The following is a 14484-nucleotide window of genomic DNA, read 5'->3' as shown; positions in this document are numbered from 1 at the left end:
TATCGGATGCCGGCCCGGTGCACGCCAGATTGGAGGGTGGGTTCGGCCGCGGCCGAACCCACCCTCCAATCTGGCGTGCACCGGGCCGGCATCCGATAGGCTGCGTCTTGAACGCGTTCAAGACATGATGGCCGGGGGGCACGTGAGCACTTCAGGGAAGCGGCGGTTGATGCCGCTGCGCATCCAACCTTTCAGGGTCGTAGAGAACGCATTCCTGGCCGTCGCGGTAGGTTTCGCCCTGTGGGTCACATGGCTGACCCTGTCCACCGCCTGGACCGTCGGAGGGGTGCTCCTGGCGGCGTTCCAGGATGACTACGGAGTGCCGTGCAAGGACGCCTTCGCCTACCTGCCGGCCCCCGTCCCCGATGGGGCGACGAACCTGCGGTGCCGGTCGCACGGAGTCCTGGACGAGACATACCAGGTCACCTTCCGCATGCCACAGGCCGACCTCGGCGCCTGGGTGGCCGAGTCCTTGCCCGACCGCAAGCCGCCGGACGAGACCCCGTTCTTCCTCGACTCCTGCAAGTACGACCTCTGCGTGGGCGTGATGCGAGACCGCATGGACCGCTCCAACACCGGCGCCGCCGACATCGCACTGACGGCACGCCACGCCGACGACGGCACCACACTGGTCTACTTCGACGCCAGCTAGACCACCTCGCCACGGCCCGCGTCTACTACGAGCGGCACTGGACCCTGTGCTGCCCCCGCACCGCGGTGGCACTCGACAAACCCCTCGGACAGTGGATTCCAACCTCCGCCGCCCGGGCGGGCCGAAGCCCTCGCCGCGATCGACCCCGATTGGAACCCCGCCTGGTCCCCCGAGTGGCAACGCCACCACGCCGCCCTCCGCGAGACCGCCGAGGAGAGCGTCCTCGTCCACATCGAGCCCGGTGTCACCGTCCACGGCATGGACATCGGCAATAGGCTCGGCCGCCAGCGCCAGACTGCTGTGTGGGCCAAGCTCGCCGACGGGCAACGCGAACGCCTCCAGCGCCTCGGCATCCAGCCCCATGTCCAAACAGCAGAAGGCCCCCGCCACGGCCCGCAAGGGCGGCTCAGGGGCCTTCGAACGGGGCGCAGCCGCCCTCGCCCAGTACACGGCCCGGACCGGCTCGGTGACCGTCCCCGGGACGCGCGTGGAAGTCCTGGACGGCGGGGCCGAGGTGAAGCTCGGGATCTGGCTCACCAACACCAAAAGCAGGCGAACCAAACTCGGCGCGGAACAGCTGAAAGTACTGGCGGACCTGGGACTGGACTGGGCAACGTAAGAGCCCCACGCACCGGGCGGCATCCCGGCATCGCGGACACTCGATCAGCCGGGCGCGCGCGGCGACGGCCGCCCCGGCCGTACTGCCTCCCGTCGCCGGGGCCCGGACCTGACCCGCACACTCATACCGGCACAGGCCGGGTAGCCCGTCCCCGTACGACAGAACCGATACAGCGCCCCTGGGCAGCAGCCGTCGATCACCGTCAGGCGCCAGGCGCCAGGCGTAGTTCATATCACCAGTCGACGTGCGCCTCGATCCAGCGGTCCAGTCCCGCCGTGTCGCCCTCGGGGGGCAATTCGCGGGCCAGACTGAGGGGAGAAGCAGCGAGTTGCAGATGGGTGAGGTAGCCGTAGGGACCGTTGTCCGCGTGTGGCCCCACGATCACGGCCTGCGTGTCGGTGCGCCAGATCCGGTGAAGCATCGGCGGGCCCGTCACCACGGCCGCGTCGCTGGTGACCGTCCGCTCCGGAGCGGCGCCGAGATGGGCGGTGACGGCGTCCGCTGTCTGGTTGAGTATCTCGGTGCACGCCTCCACTGTGGACGGGCGGCGAACCGTCCAGCCCGGGGCCCTGCCCCAGTCGTCCACTAGTTCGCCCAGCCAGGGCATGTTGTCGAGGTCGTCGTCGTGCGGGTCGACGGGATACAGCTGTCCGAACACCAGGAATCGCCGCGCCGTCGGGTCCCCGAAAGGGGTGTCGCCCTCGGTGCACAACGGATGCCCATAGCCCGTGCGGTAGGAGTCCGTCAGGCATTCGTGTTCCCAACTCCAGCCCCGAGCGCGCAGAACGGCGTCAAGCGCGTCGAAGTCATCCGCAGCCGTCGGTTGCTGCGGCAGGGAGAGGAACTCTGCCACGGCGGCCGGGATCACGGGGCAGTGGGCCAGTGCATGCACAGGGGTGGGCATGGGGGCAGGCTAAAACATGTCTGTGGGATCTTGGCAACGATCGCAAGGCGCCGACAGCGGGAAGCGTTCGCAGGAGAAGTCACTGGTCGGAAAGGCCTGCACCCAGGTATCCGCGCGCCGGTCGACGCGCAGCCGGGCGAAGATTTCGGCCGGCGCCCCGGCGCGGGGGCGTACTGCGTGATGGGGGCGTGGTCGGGCTGCGCGCTCATCGGCGGGACTTCTCCTTCGTGGAGGGCACGGCCGCATACGGTCATGTCGTCGTCCGTTGCCCAGCTGCAGAATCCGCCGAAGGGCACCTCGGAGGAGGTCATAGGAATCGTTCCGTCCCAGTCCCGGCCGTGCTCGGCGCAGAGGAGGACCCGGCAAGGTTTGGGTGACGGTAGGCCGCAATGCCCGCATGAGGAGGTGTGGGGGCGGGCTGCGCGCTCATGGCTGGTCCTCCCGGCGGCGGGGTCGTCACCTCACCGTACGCGCACCGGGTGGCCGTGGATGCGGACATGACCGGATCCCCCTCCTACGGGGTGCGCAGGGTGCGGGCGACGGCCTGGGCGTGCTCGCGCAGCGGCATGCGGTCGATGCGGTCCGCTGCACGCCGTTGTCCGCTCAAGGCGGCCACCGACGGCCCGAACCCGATCGGCCTCGCCTTCACCGGCATGAGCAACCCCGTGCAGATGGCCCCCTTGCCGGGTATCGACAGCACCCCCATCCTGATCAGCGAACCGGCATCCGGTGTTTCTCAGGGGGGGACATGTGACAACGGGAAGCGACAGGGCGCAGCGCATTCGGAGGTTACGGATGGGCTTGGTGTACGTCCTGCTGGGACTCGGTCTGCTGGGGCTGATCGGTTCCACGCCGTTCGCGCTGGCCGCGTTGGCTCCGGCGAGCGCTGACTGGGGGAAGCTCAGTGACATCAGCCAGACGTACGGGGCGGTGTCCGTCGTCCTCTCTGCCATCGCGCTGGCGGGCGTGGCTCTCTCACTCCTCTACCAGGTCCGGCTGGCGCGTACGAGCAGCGAGCAGGCCATCAGGGAGAGCCATCTCCAGCTCGCGGCACTCGCGCTGAGCGACCCGGCACTGCTCCAGGCATGGTCTCCACCCACTGCGCCGGTGACCTTGAAACGGCATCAGCAGCACCTGATCACCTCGCTGGCACTCGGAGAGCTGCTGCAGCGCTTCCGCATAGGCCATCTGTCCGTCGAGAAACTCGCGGTGAAACTCGACGGGCACTTCCGTGGTGAGATCGCACGCGAACAGTGGGAACGTGAATGCGCTGGGTGGCGCCGCACGATGGAGGCCGGTGACCGCCGCGACCGTGCATTCGTTCGCCTGGTGGACGACCGCTATCGGGCTGCTGTGGCAGAGGGACCAGTGGCAGCCCTTCTGGAGTTTCAAGACCATCCGGACAGGTGAGTCGGACGCGGAGCACATCTCCACCTCCACGGCGTCCGCCTGGCCGCACAGGGCCGGGCAAGGAGCCTGCCGGATGCGGGGCCGTTGCCCTGCGCCGGACGACTGCGAACGACAGGCTCGAAAACCGCTACGGGGGTCCTGGAGAGAGCGCCAGGGTGCGCGTACCGCGGCGGGGGAGTTGTAGCGCAGAGGTCGACGTGCCCTCTTGCTCAGAGGGAGGACGCCGGTTCGATTCCGGCCTGCTCCCCCGCCGTGCGTGCCCACGAAACGGCCGGCGCCGGGAGGGATGCCGAACACCCGGCGGCGGGTTGAGGCCGCCAGGCCGGGCGCAGCACCCGCACCGGCACGGTCGTGCGGCGGCCGGTGCGGGCGCACCGGCAGTCCGACCTGGTCGTGGGGTGCCGTCCGGTCGCCTCGTACGCTCTTTCCCACCATCCGCTCCCTCCTCGCTGAAGAGAGTCTCCGTGCACACCGCTCACCGCCTGCTCGCCGCCGCCCTGACCGGTGCAGCGGCCCTCGGGCTCACCGGCTGCGTGCCGTCCGAACCCTTCCCCGGCCGGCAAGGCTCCCAGGTGCTGAACGACTCCGCGACCGCGCTGCGCAGTGCATCCACGTTCACCATGAGCGGGACAACGTCCAGGCAGGGCGTATCCACGCAGGTGAACCTGTCGATCAGCAGCACCGGCGAATGCAAGGGCGCGATGTCGGCCCAGAGCGGCGGCACCATCGAAGTGGTCCGCACCCGGAATCACACCTTCCTCCGGGGCGACGAGGCCTACATGCTCGCCCAGACCAAGGACATGCCCGAGGAGCAGGCGAGTCAGGCCCGCAAGGAGATGTCGGGCCGCTGGACGCGGACGGAGAACTCGGACCCTTCCATGAAGGGACTGACCCTTCTGTGCGACCGCGACGGCCTCCTCAGGGAGCTCTACAGCGTCCCTTACGCGGAGAAGGGCGCACTGACCAAGATCGACGGTCAGGAGGCGGTCACGATCAACACGGCCCAAGGAGTCTTCCTCGTGGCCACCAAGGGCGAACCGTTTCTCCTCAAGATGACCACCAGCGGCCCGAACCCGATCGATCTCGCCTTCACCGGCATCAACAAGCCCGTACAGGTGGACGTCCCGGACGACAAGGACGTCTACAACCCGGACGACAACAGCTGACCTCCGCCCCGGCGTGCCTGTGACCGAACGGACGATCCCTGTGGGCGAGGGCGCCGGGGCGGCAGTTTCAGTCGGCGTGACGCCAGGCGGACACCCGGATGGTCAGATCGCGGGGCGGTCGGCGATGTGGCGCTCGCAGACCGCCCGGTACTGCGGGAAGCGCAGAGCGATCTCAGAGAGCCTGGCAACCATCTCCGCGCGCGTGGGCAGGGGGTAGCACTCGTGGTGCAGTGCGATGCCCAGGCGAACGGCATCGTCCGCCTGGCGCACCCACCCGTCCAGGGTGGATTGCATGGAGGCACCGTTGTCCGTCCCCGACCACGCTGCAACGTTCAGGAACACGATCGCCTGCTCCACCGACGCCTGGCCGGCGTCCACCGCCCCGGCAACGATTTCGGCGATGTCGTCGGCACCGTGGGCATCGATCAGATCGTCCACACGGTCGAACAGCTCGTCAGGGAAGTCGCCCTCATCCTGTTCCGACACCTGAACGGCACACAGCCAGGCCAGCGCTACACCCACCGCTGACACCGTCACCAGGGCCGCCTGCTGGGAGCCACACAGGCGGACGGCAGCCGGGCCAGTCGCAGGTCCGCGACGGCCGCATCACTCACCACGGCCCGCCCATACCCGGTGGGGTGCGGCGAGCTTGAAGGGCGCAGGGGGCCACTCCAGGCGAGGGCCGGCGTCCTCCCCGCGGTACTGGCCGCCGCAGGAGCAGAAGCTGCCCTCGTAGGCGTAGCAGTGCCGAAAGTGCCTCCCGTGCGGGTGGCTGGGAATCGTCTCCACGGGCCACGTCCCTTCCAGTAGTTCGTCATCACGACGTCGAACAGGGGGTGAGCGGTCGCCCTCGCGCAGGCTCGGCGCAGCGCCCGTCCGTCCCGGGCGTCTGCGGCCGCCGACGGGGGGCGGCCCCGGCCGTACTGCGTCCCATGGATGGGGACCGGGGCCTGTCCCGCACACTCCATACCGGCACGGGCCGGGATGGAGCCTAGTCCGTGACGTCATTGCAGTTCAGCAGGTTTTCGGCCGCATGACCGTCACACTGCGCGACGCGGCCAGCAGCCCTGCCACGCATTTGAACAAGATGGCTCGCTCCACCCAGGATGACGGGACGTCATCCGCTCAAGGAGGAACAGTCGTGCGCACTCTTCATGTCGTGACCCATCCGGAGGCGACGCACCACGTCGAGGGGGTCGTCGGCGGATGGCACGACTCGCGGCTGACACCCGCCGGCGTCCGTACGGCGGGCGCCATCGCCCGAGCACTGCGGACACGGATCCCGCACGGTGCCGAGGTGGAACTGTTCTCCTCGGATCTACAGCGCACCGCGCAGACGGCCGCCGAGGTGGCCGAGCTCTTCGGCGTGGAGCCGGTCCTGGATCGCAGGCTGCGGGAGAAGTCCTACGGCGAGGCGGAGGGACGGCCGCAGGAGTGGCTCGACCGGCGCTTCGTCCCGCCGCCCGCCGACGGCGGCGACGGCTGACGGCACCGGTCCGACGGAGGCCGCTGCCGGGAGACCGGCGCTCCTCTCGGCGTGTCGGTGCTAAGGCTTCAACAGCTGATCGAAGAATCCCCGCATCATGTTCTTGGCCGCCTGTGGGTCCACGAATTCGGCTCCTCCGAACCGGTAGACCTCGTACCCCTGAAGCCGGATTCTCCGGTCCTCCCGGACCATGTCGGCGTAGAGATCCGGAGCAGCTTTCCCGTCACGCGAGTAGTGCTCCTTCCCGTCCAGCTCGATGACGTATCGACGGCCGCCGGGAGCGAGCATGAGGAAGTCCATCCGTTGCCGCGTCAGCACCTTGCCCTCCACCCGCTGGATCCGCTGGTTCTGCGACACGGGGTCGTAGTGGAGATACACCTGCGGCAGCAGAGCCGGACAGTCATCAAAGCCTCGCTGCGTCGAGTACTCCCAGTAGGAGTCCAGCAGCAGCTGTTCCGGGGCGTTGAGGGAGGTCCTCAACCGATTCAGGAGTGCCTGCAACCTCACCCCCTCGGGCGCCCCATACATGCCGTCTTGCAGACTCCACCACTTGGCGAGTGCGCCCCAGGTGAGACCTTCTGCTCCCACCGGACGGTCGTAGAGCAGGCAGTAGGCCTTGTTCCTCGTGATCTCGATGACCCCACCCGCGACGTCCCTCCAGACGATCTCGGGCTTCTGCGCGGCGGCGAAGATGAGGTTGCGCAGCTCGCCGCGCAGCCCCCGAAGGCCTCCCGTGAAGCTTGTCTGCTCCCGTCGTTCCAGCGCCGCACGCCCTGGTGCGAAGATTCTGGTCAGGTCCGTGTTGTAGTCGTTGCTGCGTTCCATCCGGAACGAGAAGTAGCCCTGCTTGTCGTGGAACGGGATTTCGAAATCGATGCCGAGGCGACGCAGGACGGCCTTGAGGCAGCGTATGACCGCTCCGGTGTCGGAGTTGTCCATCAGGCCATCATGCTGAGAGTCCTGAGGCAGGTCGTCGATCAGCAGGTCGATCAGAGCGTGTGCAGCCTCTTCGTCACCGCCCGCGGAGGGGCCGGCTCGCAGCTCGTTGATGACCGCACGGTTCAGCCTCGTGTACGTGTACCGGTCCCCTTGTACCGTCTCAACGAAGTGGTCCTGCAGCACGCTCGCCCCCTTTAGCTCTCGGCGCCCGGCACGGCCCGTACGCAAGCATGATGATCCCTCATACCACTGACACAGGGATGGGGCCCGACCGATCCCGCCCAGCTCCGTGTCCTCGGCGGCACGACCGTCGGCCGAGACCCGATTCGCCGCTGCCAACAGCATCGAGGGCGGCGTCACCTATGTGCCCTCTCCGCCGACGACGGGTAGTACCACGGCCATCGACCAGCCTCATCCCCCCTGAGAGGGCGGTTCGTGAGGTGATGCCCGTTTTGGGGTCGGGGGTTGGGCTGTGGTCGTGGTGCTCGGCTGGCTACTGCTTCCGGGCGAAGATTCCTGCCGTGGCTTCGGTGAGAATGTCTAGCCTGACCAGGCGTTTTAGCTTGGCCCGTGTGCCTTCGATGTTCTTCGGTAGCGGTTCATGGCCAAGGGCGTCGCAGATGTCCCGGGCCGTCAGCGGTCCGGTCGCGTCGTTGAATACGGCGAGGATGCGGGGGTAGTCCGGGTGCTCGGGCAGGTCCGGCAGGCCGGTCGGGAGCCGGTCGGTGAGGCTGGTGACGGTTTTCCGGGTGATCGCGAGGTGCTCGAGGTGGGTCTCGGCCTCCCGCAGCCGGGCCTGCAGTTCGTCGATCTGGGTGCGGAGGTCGTCGGCCAGGGCCTCGGCAGCGTTCTCCTGGATGCTCAGCGCGTCGAGGAGGGGACGGAGGTTCACGCGGTCACCGTCTGCGGGTCGCGCCAGGTGGGGGTGTTCGCGCCGGTGAGGCGGCGGGCCATGACGTGGGTCATGGCCCAGTAGACGCGGGAGGCGGAGGAGTCCGGGCGGTGTTCGTAGTCTCGGACCAGGCGCCGGTGCAGTATCAGGGTCCCGTAGGTCTGCTCGACCCGCCATCGCTTGGGCTGCGGGACGAACCCCTTCTCCTGCGGGATGCGCTGGACGGTTTCGACGTCGATGCCCATGCGGGTGCCGTGCATGAAAACGTGGCTCTTGAAGCCCTGGTCGACCAGGGCCTTCCCGACGGTGCCGCCGGTGTTTGCGGCGACCTGGTCGAGCAGGGCGGTGCCGGCGGTGTTGTCGTGCGTGTTCGCGGCGAGGACGATGACGGCGATGACCAGGCCGAGCACGTCGACGGCCAGTCCCCGCTTGCGGCCCGTGACCCGTTTCGCGGCGTCCCGGCCGGTCGTGGAGGCGGGGACCCCGGCGGCCGCGTGGACACTCTGAGTGTCCAGGACCACCAGGGTCGGGTCCTCTAATCGGCGAGCCTTCTCACGGACCTGGCAGCGCAGGAGCTCGTGGATGACCTGGTCCGTTCCGTCGTCCCGCCAGGCCGCGAAGTAGTAGTACGTCGCGCTCTTGGGCGGCAGGTCGTGCGGGAGGTAGGCCCACTGGCAGCCGGTCCGGCCCTGGTAGAGGATCGAGTTGACGATCTCCCGCATGGCGTAGGCGCCCTGGTGGCCGCTGACCGAGTGGTGCCGATCCTTCCACGCCGTGATCACCGGCTCGATCAACGCCCACTGCCCGTCCGATAGGCCACTCGGGTACGGCTTGCGTTCAGCCACCTCATCAGATCAACAGATCTGAGCCCGGAAACTGGCGGATTCAGCCCACACCCACACCATCAGGCGACGCCAGAACCACCCGAAGACTCACGAACCGCCCTCTGAGGTGTCTATGTACGCGTCAGCCGGACATAGAGGTCCGGTGTTCCCGGGGGCGGCCCCGCGGTCCGGTGGGGGCGGGCGGCGGCCGCTACCGGTCGGACAGTGCGGGGCCGGGGCCAAGAGGGCGCCTGCGCCCCGTCTGCGGCTGTTCGGCCGCTACCGGGTCCTGCCGCTCGGCGGGGGCGAGTCCGGCGGCCAGGCGACCGCGTGGGCCGGTGGCGGCCGTGAGCTCGTGCGGGGTTCGGGGTCCGGTGCCCAGCGGGCGGCGCTCGATCATTCCCTCAGTGTGGCGCGCCTCCACCGGAGGACGGCGGAGGGTATGGCCCCAATCCGAACTGGGGACATCAGCGCCTTCCCCGGCACGGCGGGTGGCCCTCAAGGTGGGCTCCAACACCGCCCGGAGACCTCCATGGCCCAAAAATCTTCGGTGGGTACTGATGACTTCGCCGCCCATCCCCCCATAACCCTCCTATCTGGTGGCCCGCCCGCGGCACCAGGGGTTGCGGCGCTTGGTGTTCCGCGTCGCAGTCTGCGGATCGTCCATAGGCCAACAACGGGAGGAAACCCTTCATGTCCATCGTCGACCAGCAGCCCCAGCACCCGCAGCAGCTCCAGTCCCCGCAGCAGCCGTCCGGGTCGGGGACCGACCCGGTGGTGCTGCTGCTCGCGGGGATTGTCGTCGTCCTGGTCCTGGGCGCCGCCTGCTACCTGTGCTTGGTCCACCGCTCGCTGGCCGGGCCGATCAGCGCCGTGGGCGGGGTGGCCTCGGCGCTGGCGGCCGCGTTCGGTGTGGCGCTCGCCCTGCGCCGCCGCTGACACACCAGGGGCGCCGAGGCCCTTGTCGGGTCCCCGGCACCCTCGGCGGGCCCGCCGCCGGCGCCACGGAAGCCGAGTTCCAGGCGCTCGCCGACGAGGGCCTCCAACAGCTCTACTTCAAGGTCAGCTTCTGACCGTTGCAGCAACGAGAAGAGCCCGTGTCCGTGGACGCGGGCTCCGTGATCGACCGCTTCCGGCCGGGGTCGGGCGCCCGGCCCCTTCTGGGCGAAACTCCCGCGCCGTGACGGCACATCGGCGACAATCTGACCGTTCGTAGGACGGATTGCCTGGGGGGTGCTCCATGACGCGGGTGCGCAGTCGCGCTTTCGACCGGGCCGTGCTGTGGTCGCTGGCCGTGGTCATGGGCGGTACGGCTGTCTGGATGCTGTTCGCGGGGCAGGAGCGCTCCTCCCTGATCGCGACCATCGGCGCCTACTTCCTGGGCGCACTCGCCGTGGCCCTGCCGATCCTCGAACGCCTGCTCCGCCCACAGCGGTTACCCGTGCTCGACCCCGTGGCCGAAGCCGATGAACTGGCCCGTACCGTCGGGGCGCAGTGGAGCGCGGAGGCCCGGACGAGGGGCCTGCGTGAGCCCAGGGTGGTGCCTTTGACCTGGTCGGCGAGTGCGCGTCAGGTGGCCGACGAGCCCGACCGCGTGTATCCCACAGCCGGGCCCGGCCGGATCTCCCGGATCGCCTTGGACGGCCGGCTCGACCACGGTTTCGACGACGCCCTGCTCGTACTCGCCGAGGGATACGGGCGTATCCCCAGCGGCCGGTTGGTGGTGCTCGGCGAACCCGGCGCTGGCAAGACTGTGCTGGCTGTCCTGCTGACGCTGGGGCTTCTGGGCCGCCGGCAGGACGGGACCAGGACCAAGGTACCGGTGCTGCTGTCCGCATCCTCCTGGGACCCCGTACGGCAAACCCTCCAGGGCCGTCTGGTGGAGTCGCTGGCCGCCACGTACTACGCAGGGCGTCCCGAGATACCGCAGCTCCTGCTGGACGAGGGGCTCCTGCTACCGGTCCTCGACGGACTGGACGAGATTCCGGAGTCCGGACGCCGCGCGGCGGTCCAGGCCGTGAACCGCTACGTGGGCGATGACCGTCCGGTGGTGTTGACCTGCCGGACCACGGAGTACGAGGACGTAGTAACGGGAGGGGCCCCGGTGCTCCTGCGGGCCCCCGTGGTAGAGGTGCACCCGGTGTCCGTGACGGATGCCACGGCGTACCTGGAGGGTGTGGACTGGCCGACGGGCACCGACTGGGGACGGGTCGTCACCCATCTGCGCGGCGGAGCCCGCAGCCCTGTGCACGAGGCGCTGTCCACGCCGCTGATGCTGTCGCTGGCGCGGATGGTGTACGGGCGGCTGGGCGGGGATCCGTCCGTGCTCCTCGACGCATCCCGGTTCGACTGCAGGCACGCCATCGAGGACCACCTCTCCGACCAGGTCGTCGACGCGGCGTACGCCCCCGAACGGCTGCCCTCCGGGGAGCCGGATCCCGACGCCCCCGAACCCGCCTGGCAGCCGGACGAGGTCCGCCGCTGGCTGACCTTCCTGGCATATCACCTCCACCGCTACGGGGAACGTGAGTTCGCGTGGTGGCGGATGTCCCGTCGGGTGCTGCCGCAGTGGGCGGTACTGGGTGGATCGGTGGCCGTCGGGATGACGTTCACGGCCCTCGTGGTCATGCTCGCCACCTGGTCGGGGAACGATGACATCCCCTCGATCCTGGTCTCGTCCGGTGTTCTGGGCGGTGTCTCCACCATGGGCCTGGTCGTCCTGTGGTTCGTGTTCCCCGAGCGACAGCCGGGGCGGCTGTCGTTCACCTTCGCGGGGTCGCTCGGGCGGCTGCGCCGCGGTTTCGCCACCGGGTTCCTCGTCGCGGGCCTCCTCGGGCTGTCCGTGCTGGTTACGACCTCGATTGTGTTCTGGACGGGCGACCGCCCCGTCACGTACTACATCGGCTTTGCCGAGCTGATCGCGGGAAGCGTGGCCGTGGCTGCCAGCATCGGCCTGGCGCTCGCTGCCCACAACTGGCTGGACTCCCCGCCCCCTTCGGCCGTCCGAACGACACCCGAGTCCCTCCTCGCACAGGATCGGTGGTCCTCCGTTTGCGGGGCGGCCCTCGCCGGACTGGTGCTCGTGCTGATGATGCCGCTGCTCCTGCTGACCGGACTGCCGGCCGGAAAGCTGGCCGGGCAGGCCGCGACCGGCTGGGCCGGCCAGCCGGGCCGGTTCGACCCCGACGCGGCCCTGGCGAGCGTCCTGAAGGGCACACCGACCGTCCTGGGCAATCCGGGGTTGCTGCTGAAGGTGTTTCTTCCGCTGACCAGCGTTGTCTTCATGGTGACGGTCTTGTTCTCCCGCGCCTACCCTCGGTTCCTGGTCGCCCTGGCCTACCTCAAGATGCGCGGACGGCTGCCGTGGCGGCTGACGGACTTCCTCACCGACGCGCACCGCAGGGGTCTGCTCCGGCAGAGCGGGCCGGCGTACCAGTTCCGGCACGTGAGGCTCCAAGAACACCTGGTGGCGGCCCCCGACGGTCCCGGCGGAGCTGAACCCGGACCCGGCCGCGCTGCACCGGCCGCGCGCGACGTACCGGCCAGGGCCCGAATCAGGTGGGTGCGGACGGCCGGACTGGCCGCTGGTGCGGTGGTCATGCTCGCCCCCTTCATCGTCGCCCCTCGAGACGGCTCCTTCCTCACGCTCGGCCCCTTCCCGAACGAGGTCAGCGCACTGGACTTCAGCCCCGATGGCAGACTGTTGGCCACGGTGGACGGGAGCAGCAGGTTCCGGACCGCCGCCCCGGCCGCGGGAGGCCAGGTGTGGACCGTGGATGGGCGCCGACTGTCCCAGCTGCAGGGGGCGGAGAGACTCCTGGACCTGACTTTCGACGCATCCGGCAGGACCGTGGAGGGAACCCTCGTCGGCGACGAATCCCTGGAGCCCCTCCGCCAGAGTTGGGACCCCTGGACGGGCAAGCCTTCCGGCGCGTCACAGGTCCTCCGGGCAACTGACAGCGGCCATGCCCTCCTGGAGGCCGTTCCTATCCAGGACCGGGTCGTGGTCAGGGACCTGACGACCCAGGAGGACTGGGTCGTCCTCACCGGCCCGCAGGCACAGCAGGTGACCGCCACGCGCTTCAGCCCCGACGGCCGGTTCCTCGTCACCTTCCGGTACACCCGCGAAGCACAGCTCTGGAGCATGGAGGACGGAAGCCCGCTCGGCGATCCGTTGGAAGGCCGCAGGGCTCACTTCAGCCCCGACTCCTCCGTGATGGCCTTGGAACGGCTGGACGTCGAGGAACTCCAGGTGATTGCAACCGTCGACGGCCGACGGGTGAGCACCCTGCCCACCGAGAGTTTGAGCGACTACACCTTCAGCCCCGACGGCCGCACCCTGGTCAGTTCGAGTCGCTACTCGGACGCACGCCTGTGGGACGTCACCTCAGGACAGCAGATCGGCAAGCCGCTCACCGGCACCGCGGTGTCCAGGGGGGAGAGCGGCAGCCAAGCGCAGTTCCACGTGACGTACAGCCGGGATGGACGGACACTGGCCACGACGGCTGGTTTCCGCGCACAGCAGTTGCGCCTGTGGAACGTCGCGGACGCGAGCCCCGTCGGGCCCGTCCTGTACGGCCACACCGACCCCGTCAACGACATCGAGTTCACCCCTGACGGGCGGACCCTCGCCAGTGGGTCGGACGACCGGACCGTACGGCTGTGGCGGGTGCAAGGAACCGGGCCCGGGCCCGCGCCGCGGTAAGCCGGGCTGGCGGGAGACACCTGCGGACCCGGCAGCACTGACAAACACGCGGTCGGGTCACGACGGACACCATCAGCACGGGCGGCAGTCGGTGGGGCGGCCCGGGGGTACTGCTGCCCCCAGAGCGCTCTGGGCCCCGGGCCTCACCCGAGCACGCCATATCGGCACGGGCTACCCGGACCCTAGCTTGATCGGAAGCCCCGTTGATGCGGGGCCGCCGATCCGGTCGCCTGACGCGGTTCGGGCAGCCGGGACCCGGGCAGAGCCGGGAGATGAAGTTCCCGGGGCGGTGTGCGGCCCTGCTGGACAACAACCACCGGCCGAGCCGGCCGTCATCTCACATATGGCGGTAGCTGTTCAGGTACCGGCGGGCGGCGGCCTCGCTCGTGCCGAGCGCGGTCGCGACCGTCTCGATCGGGATCCGGCCGACCTGCACCGCCAACGCCGCGTCTGCACCCACCCCGGCGATCAGGTACCTCAGGTCCGCGAGGGCCTTCAGCGCCACGAGCGGATCCTTCACCGCCGCGGTCTCCAGGTTCTCCATCAGGTCTGTCAGCAGGACGGTGAGAGGATCGGGGAGCGGAACCGCGGCGTCGCGGACCACGGTGAGGTGGGCCTGGTAGTCCGCGATCGGCCCGGCCAGATCAACGTCCGCCTCGTACAGGGGCGTCTGGTCGTCGAGCACGGTCCAGTCGAGCGGGTACTCGGCCGCACCGCGCCACCCGCACGCACACGCCCCGCGCAGCAGGGCGGCCTTCGGCCGGCCGAACCGACCGTCGTACGCATGCCGCTCCGTCGACGACGGCATGTCCCCGCCGCTGCCCACGTCGAAGTACACCGGACCCGGCTCACTGCCGTCCCCCAGCAGCACCCCCACCGCACCCTCG

At 69.4% G+C, this 14484-nt stretch carries 16 protein-coding genes, 1 tRNA gene and 1 pseudogene; 9 read left to right on the top strand and 9 right to left on the bottom strand.

Annotation, left to right across the window (positions count from 1 at the left end; genetic code table 11):
• Positions 1–142 precede the first annotated feature (142 nt).
• The 3 genes and pseudogenes from PV721_RS32540 (at position 143) to PV721_RS32535 (ending at position 1271) form a co-directional block, all read left to right on the top strand.
• A complete protein-coding gene (locus PV721_RS32540) occupies positions 143–652 on the top strand; it encodes a hypothetical protein (RefSeq protein WP_319730693.1) in 510 nt (169 codons plus the stop codon).
• A 138-nt stretch (positions 653–790) separates the two neighbouring features.
• Positions 791–943, top strand: a pseudogene (locus PV721_RS43805) (hypothetical protein); the annotation flags it as partial.
• A 70-nt stretch (positions 944–1013) separates the two neighbouring features.
• A complete protein-coding gene (locus PV721_RS32535) occupies positions 1014–1271 on the top strand; it encodes a helicase associated domain-containing protein (RefSeq protein WP_319730691.1) in 258 nt (85 codons plus the stop codon).
• A gap of 232 nt (positions 1272–1503) precedes the next feature.
• Here PV721_RS32535 and PV721_RS32530 read toward each other — a convergent pair whose 3' ends face one another.
• Positions 1504–2175 (bottom strand): hypothetical protein, encoded by a 672-nt coding sequence (locus PV721_RS32530; protein ID WP_319730689.1) that lies wholly within the window; start codon positions 2173–2175, stop codon positions 1504–1506.
• Positions 2176–2689: 514 nt separating this feature from the next.
• Entirely contained in the window at positions 2690–2881 is a 192-nt protein-coding gene (locus PV721_RS32525) for a hypothetical protein (protein WP_319730687.1), read from the bottom strand.
• 98 nt (positions 2882–2979) lie between these two features.
• On the opposite strand from PV721_RS32525, the gene PV721_RS32520 reads away from it, so the two are divergent.
• From PV721_RS32520 to PV721_RS32510, 3 genes are all read left to right on the top strand, one after another.
• Entirely contained in the window at positions 2980–3585 is a 606-nt protein-coding gene (locus PV721_RS32520; protein ID WP_319730685.1) for a DUF6082 family protein, read from the top strand.
• Between the two features lie 174 nt (positions 3586–3759).
• Positions 3760–3832: transfer RNA gene (locus PV721_RS32515), tRNA-Ser, on the top strand.
• Positions 3833–4049: 217 nt separating this feature from the next.
• Positions 4050–4751, top strand: a complete 702-nt coding sequence (locus tag PV721_RS32510; RefSeq protein WP_319730683.1) for a hypothetical protein — start codon at positions 4050–4052, stop codon at positions 4749–4751.
• Between the two features lie 102 nt (positions 4752–4853).
• Here PV721_RS32510 and PV721_RS32505 read toward each other — a convergent pair whose 3' ends face one another.
• Positions 4854–5273 carry a hypothetical protein gene (locus PV721_RS32505; RefSeq protein ID WP_319730681.1) on the bottom strand — a complete coding sequence of 140 codons (420 nt, stop codon included), beginning with the start codon at positions 5271–5273 and terminating at the stop codon, positions 4854–4856.
• Positions 5274–5357: 84 nt separating this feature from the next.
• Positions 5358–5540: a hypothetical protein gene (locus PV721_RS32500; RefSeq protein WP_319730679.1), complete on the bottom strand. Its 183-nt coding sequence runs from the start codon at positions 5538–5540 to the stop codon at positions 5358–5360.
• Between the two features lie 352 nt (positions 5541–5892).
• Here PV721_RS32500 and PV721_RS32495 point away from each other — a divergent pair, with 352 nt between their 5' ends.
• Positions 5893–6237: a histidine phosphatase family protein gene (locus PV721_RS32495; RefSeq protein ID WP_319730677.1), complete on the top strand. Its 345-nt coding sequence runs from the start codon at positions 5893–5895 to the stop codon at positions 6235–6237.
• 60 nt (positions 6238–6297) lie between these two features.
• Here PV721_RS32495 and PV721_RS32490 read toward each other — a convergent pair whose 3' ends face one another.
• The 4 genes from PV721_RS32490 to PV721_RS32475 form a co-directional block, all read right to left on the bottom strand.
• Positions 6298–7359 (bottom strand): hypothetical protein, encoded by a 1062-nt coding sequence (locus PV721_RS32490; protein ID WP_319730675.1) that lies wholly within the window; start codon positions 7357–7359, stop codon positions 6298–6300.
• 310 nt (positions 7360–7669) lie between these two features.
• The gene (locus PV721_RS32485) at positions 7670–8068 is read right to left on the bottom strand and encodes a hypothetical protein (RefSeq protein WP_319730673.1); all 399 of its coding nucleotides are present in this window, start codon (positions 8066–8068) and stop codon (positions 7670–7672) included.
• Positions 8065–8913 (bottom strand): IS5 family transposase, encoded by an 849-nt coding sequence (locus PV721_RS32480; RefSeq protein WP_319730671.1) that lies wholly within the window; start codon positions 8911–8913, stop codon positions 8065–8067. The genes PV721_RS32485 and PV721_RS32480 overlap by 4 nt, the downstream gene beginning before the upstream one ends.
• Before the next feature lie 190 nt (positions 8914–9103).
• Complete coding sequence (locus PV721_RS32475; protein ID WP_319730669.1) at positions 9104–9292, bottom strand: hypothetical protein; 189 nt, start codon at positions 9290–9292, stop codon at positions 9104–9106.
• A gap of 293 nt (positions 9293–9585) precedes the next feature.
• Between PV721_RS32475 and PV721_RS32470 the strand changes: the two genes are divergently transcribed.
• Both PV721_RS32470 and PV721_RS32465 read left to right on the top strand, forming a co-directional pair.
• Entirely contained in the window at positions 9586–9831 is a 246-nt protein-coding gene (locus PV721_RS32470; RefSeq protein WP_319730667.1) for a hypothetical protein, read from the top strand.
• A gap of 310 nt (positions 9832–10141) precedes the next feature.
• Complete coding sequence (locus tag PV721_RS32465) at positions 10142–13597, top strand: hypothetical protein (RefSeq protein ID WP_319730664.1); 3456 nt, start codon at positions 10142–10144, stop codon at positions 13595–13597.
• A gap of 337 nt (positions 13598–13934) precedes the next feature.
• Here the strand turns inward: PV721_RS32465 and PV721_RS32460 are convergent.
• On the bottom strand, positions 13935–14484 hold a 550-nt coding region (locus tag PV721_RS32460; RefSeq protein ID WP_319730662.1), incomplete at its 5' end, for a hypothetical protein.

Source organism: Streptomyces sp. MB09-01, from assembly GCF_033794505.1.
Taxonomy (GTDB): domain Bacteria; phylum Actinomycetota; class Actinomycetes; order Streptomycetales; family Streptomycetaceae; genus Streptomyces.
Note: the sequence above shows the minus strand (reverse complement) of the source record. Positions and strands in the feature narration are given on the sequence as shown.

Excerpts from the sequence above, each read along its gene's own strand:
- PV721_RS32535 (WP_319730691.1), top strand. The coding sequence starts at position 1,014 with ATGTCCAAACAGCAGAAGGCCCCCGCCACGGCCCGCAAGGGCGGCTCA.
- PV721_RS32530 (WP_319730689.1), bottom strand. The coding sequence starts at position 2,175 with ATGCCCACCCCTGTGCATGCACTGGCCCACTGCCCCGTGATCCCGGCC.
- PV721_RS32525 (WP_319730687.1), bottom strand. The coding sequence starts at position 2,881 with ATGGGGGTGCTGTCGATACCCGGCAAGGGGGCCATCTGCACGGGGTTG.
- PV721_RS32475 (WP_319730669.1), bottom strand. The coding sequence starts at position 9,292 with ATGATCGAGCGCCGCCCGCTGGGCACCGGACCCCGAACCCCGCACGAG.
- PV721_RS32470 (WP_319730667.1), top strand. The coding sequence starts at position 9,586 with ATGTCCATCGTCGACCAGCAGCCCCAGCACCCGCAGCAGCTCCAGTCC.